Source organism: Vibrio sp. N418 (assembly GCF_000222565.1).
In the GTDB taxonomy this organism is placed as follows: Bacteria; Pseudomonadota; Gammaproteobacteria; order Enterobacterales; family Vibrionaceae; genus Vibrio; species Vibrio scophthalmi.
This window is the reverse complement of record NZ_AFWD01000069.1, coordinates 240,609-260,771: the sequence shown is the minus strand read 5'-3', so window position 1 is coordinate 260,771 and position 20,163 is coordinate 240,609. Positions and strand designations below refer to the sequence as shown.

Annotated in this window: 16 protein-coding genes and 1 other RNA gene; 9 read left to right on the top strand and 8 right to left on the bottom strand. The window is 44.2% G+C overall.

Translation table 11 applies throughout. The annotated features are described in order from the left end of the window. Positions 1 to 4 precede the first annotated feature (4 nt). Positions 5 to 178 (top strand): hypothetical protein, encoded by a 174-nt coding sequence (locus tag RH86_RS20580; RefSeq protein ID WP_005596034.1) that lies wholly within the window; start codon positions 5 to 7, stop codon positions 176 to 178. A gap of 21 nt (positions 179 to 199) precedes the next feature. On the opposite strand, the gene RH86_RS15725 is transcribed toward RH86_RS20580, so the two are convergent. The 3 genes from RH86_RS15725 to RH86_RS15715 all read right to left on the bottom strand — a co-directional run bounded on the left by RH86_RS15725 (position 200) and on the right by RH86_RS15715 (position 3,760). Then, complete coding sequence (locus RH86_RS15725) at positions 200 to 1,123, bottom strand: YeiH family protein (protein WP_009387177.1); 924 nt, start codon at positions 1,121 to 1,123, stop codon at positions 200 to 202. Between the two features lie 155 nt (positions 1,124 to 1,278). Further along, positions 1,279 to 3,153 (bottom strand): MFS transporter, encoded by a 1,875-nt coding sequence (locus tag RH86_RS15720; protein WP_009387175.1) that lies wholly within the window; start codon positions 3,151 to 3,153, stop codon positions 1,279 to 1,281. A 16-nt stretch (positions 3,154 to 3,169) separates the two neighbouring features. Continuing rightward, positions 3,170 to 3,760, bottom strand: coding sequence for a TetR/AcrR family transcriptional regulator (locus RH86_RS15715; protein ID WP_005596039.1), 591 nt, complete (start codon positions 3,758 to 3,760; stop codon positions 3,170 to 3,172). Positions 3,761 to 3,968: 208 nt separating this feature from the next. Between RH86_RS15715 and RH86_RS15710 the strand changes: the two genes are divergently transcribed. Continuing rightward, positions 3,969 to 4,847: a Tim44 domain-containing protein gene (locus RH86_RS15710; RefSeq protein ID WP_009387173.1), complete on the top strand. Its 879-nt coding sequence runs from the start codon at positions 3,969 to 3,971 to the stop codon at positions 4,845 to 4,847. Positions 4,848 to 4,961: 114 nt separating this feature from the next. Then, positions 4,962 to 5,282, top strand: coding sequence for a DUF1244 domain-containing protein (locus RH86_RS15705; RefSeq protein WP_005596041.1), 321 nt, complete (start codon positions 4,962 to 4,964; stop codon positions 5,280 to 5,282). A 127-nt stretch (positions 5,283 to 5,409) separates the two neighbouring features. Here the strand turns inward: RH86_RS15705 and RH86_RS15700 are convergent, their stop codons facing one another. Next, positions 5,410 to 6,477: a PLP-dependent cysteine synthase family protein gene (locus RH86_RS15700; RefSeq protein ID WP_009387169.1), complete on the bottom strand. Its 1,068-nt coding sequence runs from the start codon at positions 6,475 to 6,477 to the stop codon at positions 5,410 to 5,412. Positions 6,478 to 6,603: 126 nt separating this feature from the next. Here RH86_RS15700 and RH86_RS15695 point away from each other — a divergent pair, with 126 nt between their 5' ends. Then, positions 6,604 to 7,062: an Lrp/AsnC family transcriptional regulator gene (locus RH86_RS15695; RefSeq protein WP_005596043.1), complete on the top strand. Its 459-nt coding sequence runs from the start codon at positions 6,604 to 6,606 to the stop codon at positions 7,060 to 7,062. Positions 7,063 to 7,093: 31 nt separating this feature from the next. On the opposite strand, the gene tesB is transcribed toward RH86_RS15695, so the two are convergent. After that, the gene (gene tesB / locus RH86_RS15690) at positions 7,094 to 7,954 is read right to left on the bottom strand and encodes an acyl-CoA thioesterase II (protein ID WP_005596044.1); all 861 of its coding nucleotides are present in this window, start codon (positions 7,952 to 7,954) and stop codon (positions 7,094 to 7,096) included. Between the two features lie 225 nt (positions 7,955 to 8,179). Between tesB and RH86_RS15685 the strand changes: the two genes are divergently transcribed. Beyond that, positions 8,180 to 8,611 carry a YbaY family lipoprotein gene (locus RH86_RS15685; protein WP_038219775.1) on the top strand — a complete coding sequence of 144 codons (432 nt, stop codon included), beginning with the start codon at positions 8,180 to 8,182 and terminating at the stop codon, positions 8,609 to 8,611. Between the two features lie 41 nt (positions 8,612 to 8,652). On the opposite strand, the gene RH86_RS15680 is transcribed toward RH86_RS15685, so the two are convergent. Beyond that, on the bottom strand, positions 8,653 to 8,955 hold the full coding sequence (locus tag RH86_RS15680; RefSeq protein ID WP_009387167.1) for a DNA base-flipping protein: 303 nt from the start codon (positions 8,953 to 8,955) through the stop codon (positions 8,653 to 8,655). A 125-nt stretch (positions 8,956 to 9,080) separates the two neighbouring features. On the opposite strand from RH86_RS15680, the gene RH86_RS15675 reads away from it, so the two are divergent. From RH86_RS15675 to RH86_RS15665, 4 genes are all read left to right on the top strand, one after another. Next, complete coding sequence (locus RH86_RS15675; RefSeq protein WP_009387166.1) at positions 9,081 to 9,821, top strand: hypothetical protein; 741 nt, start codon at positions 9,081 to 9,083, stop codon at positions 9,819 to 9,821. Between the two features lie 228 nt (positions 9,822 to 10,049). Beyond that, positions 10,050 to 12,017: a GGDEF domain-containing protein gene (locus RH86_RS15670; protein ID WP_009387165.1), complete on the top strand. Its 1,968-nt coding sequence runs from the start codon at positions 10,050 to 10,052 to the stop codon at positions 12,015 to 12,017. Between the two features lie 156 nt (positions 12,018 to 12,173). Further along, an RNA gene (ffs, locus tag RH86_RS20200) (signal recognition particle sRNA small type) lies at positions 12,174 to 12,270 on the top strand. A 232-nt stretch (positions 12,271 to 12,502) separates the two neighbouring features. Continuing rightward, the gene (locus RH86_RS15665; protein WP_009387164.1) at positions 12,503 to 13,558 is read left to right on the top strand and encodes a leucine-rich repeat domain-containing protein; all 1,056 of its coding nucleotides are present in this window, start codon (positions 12,503 to 12,505) and stop codon (positions 13,556 to 13,558) included. Positions 13,559 to 13,669: 111 nt separating this feature from the next. Here the strand turns inward: RH86_RS15665 and RH86_RS15660 are convergent, their stop codons facing one another. Both RH86_RS15660 and RH86_RS15655 read right to left on the bottom strand, forming a co-directional pair. Beyond that, positions 13,670 to 18,115 carry an SslE/AcfD family lipoprotein zinc metalloprotease gene (locus tag RH86_RS15660; RefSeq protein ID WP_009387163.1) on the bottom strand — a complete coding sequence of 1,482 codons (4,446 nt, stop codon included), beginning with the start codon at positions 18,113 to 18,115 and terminating at the stop codon, positions 13,670 to 13,672. A 427-nt stretch (positions 18,116 to 18,542) separates the two neighbouring features. After that, positions 18,543 to 20,159 (bottom strand): response regulator, encoded by a 1,617-nt coding sequence (locus RH86_RS15655; RefSeq protein WP_009387162.1) that lies wholly within the window; start codon positions 20,157 to 20,159, stop codon positions 18,543 to 18,545. Positions 20,160 to 20,163: the final 4 nt, after the last annotated feature.

The window sequence follows — 20,163 nt, the reverse complement described above, 5'->3', positions numbered from 1 at the left end:
AAAAATGAAGTTGATACTGACAGTAGGTGCGGTGTTACTGATTGCTACGGCAACGCAAGTAGAAGGACTCTATCGAGCGTTAGCCGAGTTATCTGCGTTTCTCTTCGTGGCAGCGTTAGTGATTCATTACCGCAAAGAGAAACGCCAAAAAATATCGATTGAGCCTGAAGATATTTAATGGCTCTGGAAGTATTTTGCTCTATGCCAGTGTTAGCCAAGCCAGCGAACTGGTCGAGATCAATACCCACAAGGTCACACCAAACAGTAACGGTTTTGCTCCCGCAGCTTTGAGTTTGCTGACTGAGATCCCGCAACCAATCAAGAACAAACACACCACTAACGCGCGCTTAGCGACATCAAAAATAACGTTATAGATCGCCTCAAATTGCGGTAGAGCGTCACTAACCCCAATCGCTAGACAGTAAAAAAGAATAAAGAATGGGATGGTGATTTTTTTCGAATCGCTACGGAAGATAAACGCACTAACGAAAGCAACGGGAATGATCCACAATGTGCGCGCCAGCTTTAAGGTTGTCGCGGTGGTAAGTGCTTCTTCACCATAGGCTGAGGCTGCACCAACAACAGACGAGGTATCGTGGATAGCAATCGCCGCCCAAGTACCAAAGGTGTGCTGATCCAAATTGAGCGCATGGCCAATTACCGGGAAGATAAACAGAGCGATAGAGTTGAGCACAAAGACCGTTGCTAAAGCGAGACCAATCTCTTCATCTTCCGCTTGAATCGCGGGTGAAACTGCCGCAATCGCGCTACCGCCACAAATGGCTGTGCCTGCTGAAATCAAATAGCCGAGCTTCTTATCCAGTTTCAATAATTTGGTTAGCCACCAACCGACAACTAAGGTGCTGACAATGGTGGTAATGATAATGCCAATACCATCGGAGGTAACCGCGAGAGCTTCTTCAAAGTGAATCCCAAAACCGAGGCCGACAATCGAATAAGCTAAGAGCTTCTTAGTGATTTTTGCGAGATTAACGTGGCTTGGGACTAAACCGAAGGAAGCCAATAGAAAGCCAATCACTAAGGCGGTTGGTGATGTAACGAAAGGGGTTAGGCAGGCAAGCAGGCCCATAATAAAAGGAACAGTTTGTTGATATGGTTTCATGGTTTACATGCGCTTATGCGTCTAAAGGGGGCAGTGAACATCATTGCTCACTTATAAAGAACGCCATTTTACATAATAGCGCTCGGTCAGTAAGTCTGAATGAATTGAACAGCTGTTCAGAAAAATTAAACAACTGTCCAGTCACTGGTTATCGATTAGCGCCAGTCACCGCGTAACTGGCTGACTTTTTGATGCATTGTTTGAGTCGTTGCTTGCTCTGGCATGACTGGCTCTCCCGCTTCAATCTCAACCTTAGACCAAAATTGTGTTGGTCGCCCCTTACAAGCGTGACCTTTGTAGCGGCTAAAATAGCTACCCCATAAGCCTTTAAGCGCCATCGGGATAACGGGGACTGGGCTACGACGCAAAATAATGTCCATTCCGCGCATAAACTCTTCGATTTCGCCACTGCTGGTGAGGTGCCCTTCAGGGAAAATACACACGATGTGACCGTTATTGAGATCTTGTTCTACTTGATTAAATGCACGGCGAATCGAACCACGATTGGTCGAGGAGATAGGGATCACGCCAGCTCGCTTTAAAAAACGACGAATTGGCGGTAAATTGGCGTACTCTTCTTGCATCACAAAACGAATCAAGCGTGGATAAGCGCCACTAAGTAGCAGTGCATCCATATAGCTGACATGGTTACAAACAATCAGTGCACCGCCTTGTTCTGGCAAGTTGTGCAAATTTTTATGAGTGACGCGATACATGGTGTGAGTGATGATCCAAACCAAAAAGCGCACCACAAAAATCGGTACTTGAGCAAATAGGTAGAACGCAACCAATAAGTTTAACGCCGCCAAAAGCAGGAAAAACTGTGGTATCGATAACTCAATGATGCTCAGACAGACAATGCCTAAGATGGCACTGCCAACCATGAATAATGAGTTATAGATGTTCAATGCTGCAACCACTTGAGCCCGTTCAGTCACTTTGGCTCGCTTTTGCATCATGGCGTAGAGCGGTACGATAAATACCCCACCAGAAGCCCCTAGTAGCAGCAAGTAGGTAAAGACAGGCCACAAGGGTTGATAGGCAATAAATGCGCTAAAATTGTCGAAGACGGGTAACGAGGCTGGTACTGAACTGGCCATCAGCCAACCAAAAATAGTGATGCCTAAACTGCCCAGCGGTACGATACCAATTTCAATTCGGTGATTAGAGAGCTTATCGCACGCCAATGAGCCAAAGGCGATACCTACGGAGAACAGTGCCAATAGAAAGGAAACGGCACTTTCACTGCCATTGAGATAGGTCTTCGTAAAATTAGGGAACTGGGTGAGGTAGGCTGCGCCTAAAAACCAGAACCAACTGATGGCCATGATGGATTGAAATATGACGCGATCCGATTTGGCGATAGCGATGGTTTTCTTTGTGTGCTTAATCGGTTGCCAACGAAATTTTAGTTCTGGCGCTGAAGCGGCGGCTTCAGGAATCGAACGGCTGGCGAAATAACCTAATAAGGCGAATAGCACCACACAGCCAGCGGCAAGGTAGTTAGCATTCTCAGCAGAGGCAATTACCCCTGCGCCTAGCGTGCCGAGTAAAATGGCCAAAAAAGTACCGGTTTCAACCAGCGCGTTGCCTGGGACTAGCTCTTTAGTTTTAAGTTGCTGTGGCAAGAGGGCGTACTTGACTGGACCAAAGAAGGCCGATTGGGTACCCATTAAGAACAGCAGCACCAACAGTACCAGATAGCTTTCGGTAATAAAGCCAATAGCACCGAGCAACATGATGCCAATTTCAGCCAGTTTTACCTTACGAATAAAGCCCGATTTTTCATACTTATCGGCCAGTACTCCAGCGGAGGCAGAGAACAGAAAAAACGGTAAAATGAACAGACCTGCAGCCAGATTGATAAACAGATGGCTTGAAACGGGCAAAACCCCAACGCCTGCGAACGCAACAAACAACAGCAGGACATTTTTGAAAATGTTGTCGTTAAATGCGCCAAAAAATTGGGTAATAAAATAGGGCAGAAAGCGACGTTGAGTCAGCAGTGAGGTTTGGCTTTGCTGTGGCATTGCAGATCCTTGTGCGTTACCAGTTTTTCAAGTAGTTCGACAGTAAATTTTCAATCAACTCTTTACCATCAATCGGTTCCGCGGCGAAAAATTTGTCGTCGACACTGAGCAAAGTAATGCCGTGCACACCCGACCATAGAACACGACTGGCTTGAAGGACTTCAGTGTCGCTGCGCGCAGGGGCGAGGGTACGTAATAAATGCTCGAGCATACCGGTCATATTATCAATACGCGCACTTTGCCACTCTGGCAGTACTTCTCCATTCATGTTGTGCTCAAAAATAAGCTGCCAACGATGTGGATGGCGTTGAGCAAATTCATGATAGCAATAAGCGAGCTCATACAGAGCTTGGTTTGGATCCTGGCTTTTCGTCACCACCGCTTTTGCTTCCGCAGACAGTTCATCCAGCGTTTGTGCCACGGCATGAAGTAGCAATAAGTTGTAGTTCCCGAACACATTCACCAGCGTGCTCGGTACATAGCCAATCATGTTGGCGATTTTGCGCAAGCTTAGCTCATGATAAGAGTGCTCGTCCAAAAAACGCTTTACCGTCTCTAAGGTCAGTGAGATAAGCTGTTCGCGTGTGTGATCGTTTCTTCGTGCCATAATGGAAAATAAAAAATGAACATTGTTCGATATTCTAATGAGCTACTACCTCAAGCGTCAACAACCTCAATTATCAAATTTGCAATATTCTGATACATGAATTCGATTGTGGGATGTATCTTTCTCTTGTAGAGAGCGCTAAGATTAAAGAACCAGAGCCTTCAATGGGCTGGATATTAAACTAAATAAAGTACCCTAAAGGAAAAACATGAAACGACTTTTTTCTCTAGTGGCGTTATTGATGGTTTCTGTAGCCATCACGCCTGTAGCGGAAGCTAAGAAGTTTGGTGGTGGCAAGTCTTTCGGTAAAAGCTTTAAGACAGCACCAGCGCCTAAACAGCAAAAACAGAACACCAATACCATTGGTAAAGAGCAAGCAGCGAAGCAGTCATCAAGCAAAAAAGGTTTGATGGGTGGCATTCTAGGTGGTCTGCTGGTTGGTGGTTTACTTGGTTCGTTGCTTGGCGGTGGCGCATTCGAAGGTATCCAGTTCATGGATATTCTGATCATCGGCCTTATTGCCTTCGTGATCTTCAAACTCATGCGCGCCATGCTGGGGGCGAAGCAGGGCAGTATGAATCAGCATCGACAGCAACCGGCTTTCGGTAGTTCTGCGCCTAAGTTTGAACAGCCAAATGTTCATAACTTTGAGCAACCACAGAACGTAAACCAAGGTGGCTTTGGTGGTTTTGGTGCGCAAACAGACGTACCACATAACTTTCCACCAAGCTTTGATCAAGCGGCATTTGTAAACGGTTCTCGTGAACACTACCGTATTATCCAAGGTGCGTGGAACCACAACCAGCTTGAAACGATCCAAGAGTATGTTTCTCCGAGCTTGTATCAAGATCTGCAAGAAGAACGCGCAAAATTGGATGGCGAACAGCACACCGACGTAATGTACGTAGATGCAGAAATTGTTCGTGCTGATTACGATGCAAACAAAGCACAGCTAAGCCTACAGTTTAGTGGCCGCTACCGTGATGCTGCGGAAGGTATTGAAGAAGATATCGAAGACGTATGGCACTTAGAGCGTGACCTAACGGTTGATAATGCACCATGGTTGATTGTGGGCATCCAAGGATAATCCTTCGTTACTGAGAGCACAGTTTTCAAAAACGCCCGAGCCGAACGCTTGGGCGTTTTTTTATCTATCGCGTATACTAGCTCTCTGAAGAATTAGAAAGATAAGGAAAGTAAAGTGGCTGAATTCAAACATAAAAATCTGACGCAAGAACAGCAAGACAAACTCGATGCTGCGGTTTTTCGCCGTTTGCTCGCGCACCTTGATGATAATAAAGATGTGCAAAACATCGATTTGATGATTTTGGCGGGTTTTTGCCGTAACTGCTTTAGCAAATGGTACAAAGCCGAAGCTGAAAATCAGCAGTTAGATCTGGATATTGATGATGCGCGTGAGCGTGTGTATGGCATGACATATGATGAGTGGAAACAGAACCATCAACCCGCTGCAACTCCAGAGCAGCTCGCGGCATTTGAAGCGCGTGAAAAAGCAAAGTAATTAACCGATAGCGCCGGTGTTCGCACCGCAGAGATAAAAAATGGCACTCCTGTGAGTGCCATTTTATTTTGTACTAGTTTACCCGTTCACCTTACCGCATCACAGTGAAGGTGGAATATCGCGTCAATTAATCAAGTTGCCCAGTAGCCTCAAAGCGTTCAAGTCTTGTCATGAACGGTTGTAGGTCACCAATGTTTGTTTGTACCCATTCTGGGTTGTAGTAGGTGTCTAGGTAACGTTCGCCGCTATCACACAATAACGTGACAATTGACCCTTTCTCGCCGCGCAGTTTCATTTCTCCGGCAAGTTGCAATACGCCATATAAGTTGGTACCTGTTGAGGCTCCGACTTTTCGGCCGAGAATTTTTTCTAGCCAATGGGCCGTCGCTACTGAAGCGGCATCTTCAATGGTGCGCATTTCATCCACCACACCAGGGATAAAGCTTGGCTCAACACGTGGGCGGCCAATACCTTCAATTTTACTGCCGTTTTCGCCCGTGATCGCCTTGTTACCGGTACGATAAAATTCGTGGAACACTGAGTTTTCAGGGTCAACGACACATAATTTGGTATCGTGTTGTTGATGGCGAATAAAGCGACCGATGGTTGCTGATGTACCGCCCGTACCTGGGCTCATCACAACCCATGCCGGGACTGGATGATCTTCCAGTTGCATTTGGTCAAAGATGGAATTGGCGATGTTATTGTTACCACGCCAGTCAGTTGCGCGCTCTGCGTAAGTAAACTGATCCATATAGTGGCCGTTTAGCTCTTCGGCTAGGCGATGTGATTCCGCATAAATCTGATCTGAGCGCTCAACCAAGTGCGCTTTACCGCCGTAAAATTCGATTTGTTCAATCTTTTTACATGCCGTGCTTTTTGGCATAACAGCAATAAACGGCAACCCTAACAAGCGAGCAAAGTAGGCTTCAGAAACGGCCGTGCTACCTGATGAAGATTCGATGATGGTTGTTTCAGGACCAACCCAGCCGTTACAAATGGCATAAAGAAACAGGGAGCGAGCAAGGCGATGCTTTAGTGAACCGGTTGGGTGAGTGCTCTCATCTTTTAGATAGATGTCGATACCCTCAACACTTGGTAGGTCGAGTTTAATTAGGTGGGTATCTGCTGAGCGTTGGTAGTCGGCTTCGATTTTTCTAACCGCATTGTTAATCCAATCATGATCGGTACACATTAGGCTATCTCCTTAAATATCGTTATGCTGATAATTTACCTACAATTAGGGAGAAAACCTTTGCATTTTTTGTTCTATTTTTCTTATATTAGAGAAATATTTTCTCCAAATTGATTGGGTTGTGAAATGGAACTGGATGGAATTGATCGAAAAATACTCGCTTTGCTGCAACGTGATGCGACCTTGTCTTTAAGTGACCTGGCCGATGCTGTGAATCTAACCACCACACCGTGTTGGAAGCGGCTCAAAAAGCTGGAAGAGAGTGGGGTGATCCAAAAGCGGGTAGCGTTGCTCAATCCAGATAAACTCGACTTATCATTTAATGCTTTTGTGATGATAAAAACGCGTGATCACTCTCATGAGTGGTATAGCCAATTTGTTGCCACTGCGACTGAATTCCCTGAGGTGATGGAGTTTTATCGTATGGCGGGTGAGTACGACTACATGATGAAAGTGCTGGTTAAAGATATGCAAAGCTTTGACCGTTTTTACAAAAAACTGGTTAACTCAGTGAAAGGGATTTCGGATGTGACGTCGACGTTTGCTATGGAACCTTTAAAATACACCACAGCGCTACCGATTTAATCCGGTAGACGCTGTGGTACGAGGTGCTGATTTAGTCAATAAAGCGCATCACTCCTTCTTGTACTGCGCTGGCCACTAGGTTGCCTTGACGATCATAAATTTCACCACGGACTAAGCCGCGAGTGTTACTTGCGGTTGGGCTATCAATCGCATACAGCAGCCATTCATCCATCTTAAATGGGCGGTGGAACCAGATTGAGTGGTCAATGGTCGCAACTTGGAATTTAGGCGTGAGCAGCGATACGCCGTGAGGATGAAGTGCAGTCGTCAAAAAGCCCCAGTCTGACGCATAAGCCAACAGGTATTGATGAATCAACTGATTATCTGGTAACGCGCCATTCGCTTTGATCCACAAATATTGTTTAGCTTCTGTCTTAGCTGGTTTTAGCGGATTTACCACGACGACAGGGCGCATTTCAATGGGCTTTTCGCCACAAAAGGTTTGGCGTAATTTTTCTGGTAAGAAGTCGGCAACGCGTGCTGCGAGCTCTGATTCCGATGCGAAGTTTTCTGGCCCAGGGATATCTGGCATGGTGTTTTGATGCTCAAAACCAGGCGCATCGCCATGATAAGACGCAGTGAGGTAGAAAATAGGGCGGCCATTTTGAATCGCTTTAACGCGACGAGTACTGAAGCTACGACCATCGCGTAGATTTTCTACATCATAAATAATCGGTTTTTCCGGATCGCCTGGGTAGAGAAAGTAACTATGAAATGAGTGGACGGTACGTTCGTCGTCGACGGTATAACGCGCTGCAGAGAGCGCTTGGCCAATGACTTGGCCCCCGTAAACTTGAGGCAAGCCTAGGTTTTCACTTTGGCCGCGAAACAATCCTTCTTCTAGCTTTTCAAGTTTCAGCAGATTTAGCAGCTCGTTCAGTGGTTTACTCATCATGTATTATCCAAAATTGATTCTTTAAGCATTCTACGTAGTGTCATTATTGCACGCAATGATCATGGCTAAAGCCACTCACGGTTAACACCAGTATAGAGTAAAAGCTCATTATAACGGCGTTGCGTCAGAAATTGGTCAAGAGTGAATTCCCTCTCATGACAGTATGCAAAACTACGACTATAATTCAGCAAGTTAATTATACTATTCTCATTGTGAGGCGTTATGAAAAAGACACTGATGTTAGCAACGTCGGTTTTATTTGGGGCTGTTTTAATGGGTTGTCAAAATGAGCCTGCAGCACAGCAGGAACAAGTACAAGCACAGCAAACCATTACCGGTAATGTCGCTTACCGCGAACGTATTATGCTGCCTGATAACGCAGTGGTAACGGTTCGTCTGCAAGATGTGTCGCTAATGGATGCGCCTGCTAAGCTGATTTCTGAGCAAGTGATCGAAACCAACGGCGCACAAGTGCCTGTTGCGTTTGAGTTAAGCTACAATCCAAACGATATCAAACCTGGTCACCGTTACAGTGTAAGCGCACGCATTGAAGTTGCGGGTGAGCTACGTTTCATCACGGATACGATGAATGCGGTAATCACCGATGAGAACCATACTCAGCAACTAAACCTAATGTTGGTTGGTACGCGTTAATCAAATAGCCTAAGAATAACTAGGATAAGTTAATGGCAGCTTTAGGGCTGCCATTTGTGTTTCTTGAGGCTAATTCGCCCGCCATCACTCACTTCTATTCCTTCTGCCAGTAACTTACGTCGTTGTCTTTGTAAATCCTCTCCTTTGAGAGAAATTTGCCCTTGGCTGTTTACCACTCGGTGCCAAGGCAATTTTGAACCTTCAGGTAAATTGCCAAGCGCTTTTCCAACGTGACGGGCATAACCGGGATAACCGGCTAATTTTGCGATCTCACCATAACTTGTGACTTTTCCATGCGGAATTTGGTGAATTACAGCAAAGATTTGCACTAAAAACTGGTCCATACTCATTTATTGATAATTTAGTTTTCGATAGTTGCTGTTAGCAGGATGACTTTCAGCAGCGATAATTGTGATTTATGGTCATCATATCCTAACTCGTCGATTCCAGGATGGAATAAGGAGCAGGAATGCTATTTTCTACCTTACAATTTTTTATTGCGACTTTATTGGCGGTCATCTGTGCGCGGGTGATTGGTTTTAGCGAGGGTGATATACCGCTATTAGCCATGGTTGCGCCCGTTCTCTGGTTTATTCCTCAACGAGGTTTTGCCTCAGCGGTTTTTCTCGTCAGCGTATTGGCGTACGGATTAACGCTACCTCATCAACCCATCACCTTATCGGTCAGTGTGTGGATATTATTTCCACTCATGATGGTCGCGTTTTCACGACGAAGTCACTTTTGGGTCGTGTTTGTTGCTGCCTTGATCGTCATCACCTTACAAGTCGGCATTATGGTTACGCAAAATGCAGGCAAGCTTGAAGGCGATGCTGCGCTAACTGCTATTCAAACGGTCGCAGTGGTGATGATTTGGTGGTCAATGAGCCATTGGAAGCCAATCAAACAACATCGCTGGTGGGCATTATTGTTGCTCTTGCCGTTATGGATTACACAAATGGCTTACGCGGTACTGTTTGCATTGGCGGTGATTGGTATTGTGGGTGCGTTAGAAAATTTATCCAAACTAAAAGATTTTCGTTGGGGTAAATTGTTGTGTTGGACTCTCCCTACGGTCGCCTTTGCTGCCTTGGTGATTAGTCCTCATGTGGAAGTCCCCAATCCTGTTTTTGTGGTTTGGTTGTGTTTACTTGGTACGGCATGGATTACTGACTATATCTTGCAGAGCGTCGAATATAACGAAGAAATATGAATCGTATTGCTGTCAATAATTGGAATGGTGACAAGAATATGACAGAATTGTTCGATTAATGCTCAATGGAATGTTGCATTTACTTTGTGCCGCCTTGGCGCGGCTTAAATAAGAAGTGTAAGACCATACCAACAGGGTAACCAAAAGCAAAAATATATGGTTAGGTTAGGATTACTTCGAGGATTTATTCTCGCGATTGTTTCTGTATTTGCGACTTGCTGTTTGAGCATGTCAGCGTATGCGAGCGAGCAATATCGAGTTGCGATAGAAGCGGATGATGTAGTCACTCGCGTTTTATTTGATGCCGTATCGCAGCGCTTTGAGGTAGATATTGCCTACGTCTACTACCCAAGCTTTAATGATATTCTCACGGCAGTTGAAAGTGGCGAGAGTGATTTTGCCGCCAACGTTACCTATACACCGCAGCGTGCGGAACGATTTGATTATTCTAGCCCGACCAATATCGAATATACCTACCTCTACAGCTATACCAATGCCACATTAGAAACGATTGAGCGAGTTGGGATCCCCAAAGGGACTATTTATGGCGAGCTGATCAAGAAGTATTTTCCTTCGTTAACTCAAATAGAATATAGCGGCCATCAGCAAGCGCGTCATCTCATTGATAGTGGTCAGGTTGATGGTGTTGTCGATGCCATTAACCAGCTTAAGCCGATGCTGTTGGCTGGATTAGATGCACAACTCCTCAATCATCAAATTTCCATTAAGCCCGTATCATTGATCGGAACCAAAGATAAGTTTCAATCGCAGCTCAAAGCGTTCGAGCAGCATTTACACAGTGCGCCAGTGCAAAAGCTATTGCGTGAAACAGTGAATCAATACCAGTTTGATATTCGCCAAAAATCGTTGCGTGATTTGGTCGTAGCGAGCGGGATTGATCGTAGCCGCCCGTTAAAAGTTAAAATTGAACACGCGGGTCAATACGCCACTTACCATGACAATGGCCAGGTCACGGGCATTACTCCGGATGTGCTTTTTTCTGCATGTGATATTTTGATGCTGAATTGTAAACTGGTTAGCCGTGGTGATGAGACGTGGGAAGATATGTATGCTGATTTTTTTGCACAAAAGGTTGATCTAATTTCGCCATTTGCGAAATCTGAACTGCGGAAGCAATTCGCCTATTTCAGTGTGCCGTATTATCAATCTACGGCAATCATGATCAAGCGTGAAGGCTATAAAAATAACGTCTACAGCAATGTGTCGGAGTTAATTGTTGAACGCATTGGCGTGGTAAAAGATGATTTTTATCAAGAGCTATTAGAAAGTCTGCTACCTCAGAAAACACTGATTACCTACCGTAATGCAGAGCAGCAAATTGCTGCTCTACTGGCAAAAGAAATTGATTATGTAATCATCACTCGCTCAAGTTATAACAAAATACTGCGTGAATCGAAAACCTTGTTGCCGTTGACAGAAGATAAATTGATTGGCGAATTTTATACTTCCAATGTGACGATTGGCTTTACTAAAAATGCGCGTGGTAAGGCTCTGGTACCGCTGTTTGATCGTGCGATCAAAATGCTTGATTTGGAAAAAATCACCAATACGCACTACGTTCAACCTGATTGGAAAGCCGCGTTACAGAGTGAACAGCGCTTAGCTCGTCGTAGTATTGCCGTGGTCGCATTGGGACTGATTGCTTCGATTCTCGTCAGTTTGTATCTGCACCATCAATCCAATACAGATAACTTGACGAGATTAAAGAATCGCCGTGCATTGCAGCGTCGCTATAGCAAAGATATCAGTCCGCATTTAACCTTGGTCTACCTAGATGTTAATAACTTCAAACCGATTAACGATACGTTTGGCCATGAAATCGGCGACCAAGTGTTAAAGCACATCGCCAAGCAAATATCGCGCTATTGGAAAGGCCAGAGTTACCGCATTGGTGGTGACGAATTCATTCTGATTGGATCAGTCGACAGTGTTACGCTCAGTTATGCGTTATTGAATTTACAGAAGCTGCAATTCACCTCACAAGATCATCGTATCACTTTAGATGTCTCGGTTGCTTTTGGGGTCTCCAAGCCAAGACGGGAGGCAATGACGTTAGAAGATGTGATGCATCAAGCCGATCTTTCAATGTATTCGCATAAGCGTAAAGTAACGGAACGTGAGATCAATGTGGCGAAACAGCAGATAGAACAAGAACTCAATATGATTCAACCATAATAAGTGATGGTAAAAGCGACGTTTTTGGTGGTTGTTGGTTGTTCTGTGCTCACTTGGCTCGAAATTGGAAGTTTTCTAATAAGATAGGGTTGCAAAGCTAACGGCTATGCCTGATAATTCTCGCACTCTCTGGAACAACAGAGATGCTCTATGGAGGCCTGGTCCTCCCGCAACAATAACTCGTGAACTCGGTCAGGTCCGGAAGGAAGCAGCCGCAGCGAGTGACTTGTGTGCCGGGATGTGGCTGGGTCTCCACCCAATTTAGAAAAGCCGCTCTTTATGAGCGGCTTTTTGCTATCTGGCATTTATGATTTTTAATCATGAATCTATCACCTTACAATTAGCCATTATTGTTATTCACCACAACAGTTTGCGACTGATTCCTTATATATTCAATTAACTCAATCGGATAGGCAGAAGTTTTTCTTGCCAGTGCTATACTGCCGCCAATTTTGCTTTCGATTTGATTGAGTTAAGGATAACAGATGAAAAAGCTTCATTCTTTGTGGGTCATCTTGATGGTCATGGTGGGAGTGGCCACCGGCTGCGTACAAGCACAGGTACTGACGATCGACGATGTTAAGTTTAATAAGTCGACGGGTGAGATAGGGGAGTACTTAGCTCAGTATCGGGACATCATTATTCCGAGCCATTTGGATGGTGTCCCAGTGGTGATCATTGGCGAAAGGGCGTTCAGAAATCAAGGGCTCACCAAGGTTGTTTTGCCTGAGACGATCAAGAAAATCGATGATGAGGCTTTTGCCAATAACTACTTGACCAATATTATCCTGCCGGATTCTCTAACATCAATAAGGCATCAAGCGTTTCAAAACAATAATATTATTCATCTGGATATCCCCGATTCAGTCACTTTCGTCGGGGATGCGGCTTTTATTCAAAATGATCTCAAGAGCATCAAACTCTCAAACTCACTACGTGCGATCAGCCACGGAATGTTGGCTGACAATGAACTCACGGAAGTCATTATTCCTGACTCCGTAGAATTGATAGATAACTACGCATTTCATAAAAATAAGCTGAGCCATGTGGTTATCCCTAACTCGGTTAAGACGATACTGACCCGAGCGTTTGCTAAAAATAAGCTCACCAGTGTGACTATCTCTAACTCGATATCACACATTCATAATTATACTTTTTCTGAAAATGATCTGACGAGTGTTGTGATTCCTGATTCTGTGAAAGTGATTGGTTTTCGCGCTTTTTATCAAAATAAACTGGTTAACGTAGAGTTATCAGATGAGCTTATTTATATCCAAGATGAAGTCTTTGCTGAAAACGAGTTAGAAACCGTGATGTTGAATGACAAGCTGGAAACGATAGGTCGGTATGCATTCTATAAAAACAATCTCACCACTGTGACTATTCCAAAGTCGGTGACTGAGATCTATCCTTCTGCATTTAAGGATAATCCGTTAACCCGAGTTGCTGTACCAAAAGCGATGATAGAAGAAAGCCGCTACGTGTTTGACGAAGAGGTAGACGTTGTCGAAACGTCATGGTTTAGTGGGCTTTTTAACTAGGCTAAGTGAATAACCAAAGAAACTCCGCTAATAGTATTGATATAAAAAGGCCGATAGAATTATCTATCGGCCTTTTGTTTACCTACAAGCTATCATTAGTGGGTCACTGAGCTACTCATTGGTGTAGTAGATTGAGTTCACCTTGAGCGGGCTATTGTAAGGTTTTCCGAGGTTTAACTCACTGACTAGCGCTGCCATTTTGTTTAAGCCTTGGTTACTGATACCACCGTTATATACTTTGGTGTTGTCAGGATTTGTCATGGAGGTTTCTCCGACATTCCAAGTGGTAAAGAAATCACTTAGGTCGTAGCCTGATACGTAAGAGCTACACACCATAAGCAAGTCTCCACCAGTTAGACCTGTTTCGTTTGAACTACAGTAGTTAGTGCTTTGGTCGCCTTGTTTGTCACCACGAGCTTTACGGTGCATAAGCTTGAACATGTTCCAGCCTTCGTCTGCACCATAGATGGATGGTTTTACTGTATCTGTATACCAACGATCGATAGTAAAATGAGCTTTAGCCCAGATTTTTAGTTGGCCAAACATGACTAGGCGCATACCTGCATCACCATGTGACCAAGCATGCTGGTTATTTGAAGTTAACCAAATTGGCGCTTTTTGGATATCAATCTTAATGCGGTCCATTTCTGGATTGTCATTGCGTCCTTCCAGTTCCTGCATGTATAGCGCTAATAAGTTATTCGTTACTTCTGTACTGCCTTCCGCAGAGAATGGTGCAGAGGCAAGGTTGTGGCCAACTTCATGCCATAATAGCCAATCATTTAACGCGTTTGTTGGAACGCTAGTGCGGTCGGCATTAAAGCTTGAGTTCATGACAGGGTAGCCAGAGTGAGCAGCACCAACCGAGATTTGTACGTCATTGACGAAGCGATGACGGAACTCTTTTAGCGCTGAGTATGTGAAACGACGATGTTGGCCATCTTCCGTGACTTCATCGCGGCCGTAAAAATCACTGGCAGCGTCAGCGAAACGATTCATGTCTGCGGCAAACTTCACAAGGTCAATTGATTGAATATTATTGACTGGGGTAGTGTAGATAAATGATCCAGTATCAACTTCGGCAATCGGTGCGCTTGAATCGTTAGGGTGATTAATCCAACGTCCTTCCTTCCACCAAGCGGCATATTCAACACCGGAAAGATCAAAACTCACCTCACCAAGTCCTTTCTCTTTTGGTGTAATATAAATTAAACCGCCGTAAGGGACTTTAAATGTTAGGCTTGCACCGTCGTATTGGTAGCTTGTTTGCATACGCGGTGGGCGTTTCAAACTGGTTTCGTGGTTAGGTTTTCCGGTCAGATCATCAGCAAACATCACGGTGATTGTTGCTTTTACGCCTTTACTTACTGAAACCTCTTGTAGTTGAGGGGCCCAAAGACCGGTAGATTGATTGTTACCAGCTGAGTAACTTACCGCTTGGCCGTTGGTTTGAATTATAGCCGAAACTGATTCGCCATTACCTGGTGTACGACCAGGGTACATGGTGGTATCTACAGTGATTTCGTGATCCCAGAATGAACGCCCCAGCATGATGCGAGTCAATGGTTTTTCCATATAGTTAAGTGGGTAACTCGGGTTCATTTGGCCGCTAAGTTCACCTTCCCCATGAATCATCCCGTTGCTAATGAGCGATGCCTTTAAGTCCACAGGGCAGAGAGCTTCTTCGGTATCTTGTTGGTGTTGACCGCCGGTGTAACAGTTTAGAAATTGTACTGCTTGTTTGAAGCCCAGCTCGTCTTGGATATTGGTTTCGAATCTATATGGGTTGTCATTCCACATCCAAATTGAAAGATTATCAAACGTTTGATTCAGTTCTGCTGATGATAGGCGTTTGCCTTGTGTACCTTTTGTGCGGTAGTAGAGCTCATGATGGTAAAGAGCATTGAAATTAGAGCCAAGGTTAGCGGCTTTAACCATACTATCAACGACAGTTTGACTTATTTCATAACGGTCGAAGTCAGGACGATGGTAGTTACCACGAACGGTTTCACCATGGCCATCACGAGTTTCAATGCAGTTAAACTCCCACTGATAGTCGTTGTTACAAACCGGCGTGCCAACAAAGGCCGTTTTTAGTTCATCAATAGCCGCTTGACGCTCTTCTGGGGTGTTGACAAAGATGCGAGCTTGTTTGGTGACCATTTGAGGTGCACCGTCTTCACCTATGACAGGGTTACCTTCACTATCTTGTTTTACGACCTCATAGTGTGGTATTTCAAATTTAATTTTTGTTTCGTCTTTAATCCATTCAACCGTACCGTCTTGATTTACGGTAAAAGGTTGTTCGCCTTGATTATCCTGGAAGCGTTCAAGGACAACCATATCCGAACCACCCCTAACATGTAAGTTCGGGTACATAGTCTGGCAGTAGTAGGAACTGCCACAAAACGCTTGATTGGTTGGTGTGACGTTTTGCCCACCTACAGACATGCCAGCCGCATCAGCAAGACGACCAATCGGTTCTGGATTGGCACTTTGAATCGCATCCATAAACAATACATTACCACCTGCGCTGATGTATTTTATCAATGCAGTGATGTCGTCTTGACTTAGGTTAGGGTTCTCTATATCCGCGACAAAGTTAAGAGTCATACCGTCACCGATGATTTTAGGCGGGTAGGCTTGCAGTAGTAAAATTGGAGTGTCAGACGGATTGATGCCATCAAATCCATTTTTCATTAGGTGAGTAACATTCTTGTTGAAACCGAACTCTGGACTCACAAAGAAATCATACTCAAAACCAGAGTGAGAGTTATGGTGAGCAAAGTAGGCTTTATCAATGTTGGTGGCTACTTTGAGACCTGCGGTAGGCGCTTTATCGTTAAACCATTGGAATAGGTTTGAGAAAAACAGCTTCATACTGCCGTTGTCATCGTGCTGAGGGTTTTCAATTTTGGATGACGTACATATTTGAGCTTGGCTATCAATGGTGACAGAGCGGTTGTTCCAGTAATTATCTGGGCATGAAAGAATGCTTGGGTACATCCCGTTGCCCATGAAGACGACTTTTCCTGCGCCAATTTCCCCAGCGGTAACAAATGGGAAACCGAAAGTGGCATTATCTTCATTAACAGTTGGAATTGCTGGCATATCAATACCCGGCCAATCAGCTACGTAAGGCTTACCTTCTCGAGTCCAAGCTTGTGCCTGACCGAAAGGTATCTCACGGTTTTTATCTGCACGAGGCATCATGATTGGGAACGCACGGTTTGATATGTTCAGCGCCCGCATACCGCGTGTGTAGCCAGTTGCACCATAAAAGCTACCGTTATCGTTGAATACGTGGAACGTTTCTACGTTACGGAATATTGCCGTTAATGACTCCGTGACGTATTTTCCGCTATCCAGAGATAACACCGCTGGTTGACGTATTAGGCTGCTAAAAGTCGCAGGTTGGCGTAATTCTTGATCGATCACCGAGGTGAGGCCTTGGCTAAATTGGGCTTCAAATTCATTCGGAAGACTAAAGTCTGAGCCATCAAGCTTGCCACCATTCGGAAGAGAAAGATTGATCAGTTCATTAATTACGTTTGGATAGAGAGCGAAAGTACTCTGAATCTCGTTGGTGACGATAAATGTGTTATTTTGACGTTCTGCATAACGTTCAATCAGAGCTTGAATATTTGCTTTAGTTATTGGGTTATTTGAAACGTCGGTTAGTTTGTAGTCAACTTGATTTCCCGTCACTTTACCAAACTCGAAAGTATCGATACCAAACGTTAGGGTATCTCCCCATAGGTACTCGAACTCGCCGTTTTCATCTGTTGTACCAATTGAGTTTGCCGAGAAAAAGCTCATACCTGAAATGGCATTGCCGTTAGCATCGGTTAACGTACTACGAGTCAGAACCTTACCTTCAGAACTTGGTTTATAAGCGTAGCTAGATTCAGCATCCGCAGATACAAAATCAGCATTAAGGTTACTGTTTGCTTCTGGGTCTACGGCCGGTATTACTTTGTCGTCAACGTGAGAACTAGGAGCTTTGCCTACTTCGTCCGTCGCTTCTTCTTCTTTAGATTTCAAAAAAGCATCAACTGCACTCTGAACGCCTAGATTTTGATAGATTTCATCTATATCGATCACATCGATTTCGTCTAGACATATATTGTCACTCGATTTGCAATTGTTGATTGATTGAAGAATTTGTGTCGCGTTTCTCCCATGTGGTAGCGATACTAAATCAAACGACGTTTCTACTTTGTCGTTAACTGCTGTACTTCTTGCTACTTTGGCGGTTGGAACTGTGAATTCACCCAACATTACACTACCAAAATTACAGCTAAAAGAGGTCCCTTCGAGTACTTCAAAACGGCCATTTTTAATTCGGCTACCATTACAATCTACATCACCGAGAATCACTTTACTCGATGCTTGAATCGTGCTGATATACGTTGTAGGTAGAACATCTTCTGTTGGTGGAGTGACATCCGTAGGTGGTTCAATACCTTCTTCAGGATTGGTGAATACGATATCTTCATCATTACACCCTGCGAGTGCAAGTGACACCATCGTCGCTAGAAATAGCTTATTTCTCATTATTTATAGTTTCTCTTTTTAAGGGCTGCGATACTTATTTAGGTCAAATGTTGGTGGGATGGATGGTTGAAAATCAGCCAGTATTGGAGAGCAAACGGTGGTTGTTTGTCGCACATCAGTCGAGTTAAGTATCCGCGGTTTGACGGCTCTATTGCTTATCATTGAATCCGTATTGCTCAAATTTCAGCAATGACATTTAATATAATAAGTATCTAATTTTAATGAATATTAAATGTGTAGCACGCTGTTAACCAATCAATAGAATTTACCGTGTCGATAGGTGCTTGTTTTTGTTGTGGGCGTGTTTTGTCGGAAATGACTGACAAAATAAGAGGGTGGTGGTGAATTATTTTACAATGCTGGGCAGGGTGTTCAAAAGGTGTTCCGTGGGATATAAATCGCCCCACAGAGAGTGGGGCGAAAAGTGTCAGTTTGCTTCCAAAATATTTTGATAGAGCTGTTCGTAATTGGCTTTTTCACGCTCTTGTTCATCCATCATCTGACGAATCACGGTGTCACACTGATGAACGACTGTGAGTAAAAATTCCATATCAGCATCTTTGGGCCAACGACGTGCAAGTAGCTTGATAATACTCATGCAAACCGATTGTAAGAACGGGCAGCGTTGATTAATTTCAATGTATATTTTAATCAGCTCGCTTAGCGTCATGCGGTTGGCCTGAATGTATTTGTGTTTGCTTTCGAGCCACTCCAACTTTTCGATATTTGCTTGTTGGATCTGTTTTAGCATCGTGACTTGGCTGGAAAAAATATGTTCGTGCTGATGGCTATGAATGGCTTCAGTACACTTAGGAATAAGGCGTGCAAACTCACTGTCAAAATTCATGCGATTTAATATCCAAGCAAATTGATGCAGTGGATAGAAGTGGCTAAATGGCCCCCTACGGTGTATTTCATTGAGTTTGCTAACAGCTAAAGCGTATTGATTTTCTTCCAATGCAATATGCGCGAGCAATAGGTCTAACTCAGCTTCGAGTTTTGTCGCCTCTCGCATACCAATAATTTGGCTATAAAGGCTCTTTGCTTCGTTCAATCGGGCGACTTTCAGCCCTGGTTCGCAGTTAAAACAAGTGTAGAGAATCATGCGAGCCAAGTTGATTTTGGCAAAGATAGTGTTGCGATAAGTGTCTTTGTTGATTTCCATATAGACGCGATAGTGATCCAGTGCGTTTTGATAGTCACCAACTGATATACACAGGTTGGAAATCACCAGTTCGCGCTCCGAGTTGCCTCGCACCATTTTACTCGCCAGTTCAAAGTGGCGAATAGCGGTGGGTATCTCGCTGTTCATTAAGCTGATGCTGGCGGCAGCGGTGCGAACCAAAGTGCTATTAGGCTTTGTTGCTAATAGCTTATTGATCATTACGTTAGCCGCTTTTTTATCACCCAAGTTCATCAGCGAATTAGCCAAGCCAATCGTCGCCCAGTCACACTCTTTACGGATCAATATGTTTTCATACAGAACTTTAGATTGTTCGTGTAGCTGCAAACGACTTAAAAAATCGCCTTTAAAGCGGCAAATAGTAAAGTGATATTCAGGGTAGAACGGTAATAGTTCGTCGCACAGCTCAATGCCTTTTTGATATTGATGGATCAACTGCGCAGTATAGAGTTGATATAAGGCATGCTTACGAGCGACGGCAGAATGAATACGCTCTTTGAGCGACATGATATTAAACGGCTTGAGTAAGTAGTCATCCGGTTTCAATTCGATAATTGAATGGACGACAGTTGAAGAGCTCTCACCAGTAATTAGGATCAACACCGCTTTTTCATGCAGCAAATTGTAGTGTTTCATCTCTTCAAACACTTGTTTTCCGTTGATGCCACGGCCTAAGTTGTAATCACACAAGATCAGATCATATTGCTCTTGGCGAGCGAGTTGAATACTCGCTTTGGCGCTTGAACAGTAAGTAATGTTGCGGTCATGAAACCCGAGCTTGAGTAGCATGCTTTTTACTGTGACGACGACAATTGAGGCATCATCAACAATCAGTACCTTTAAAGAGGAAAAGTGGTTCATTGGT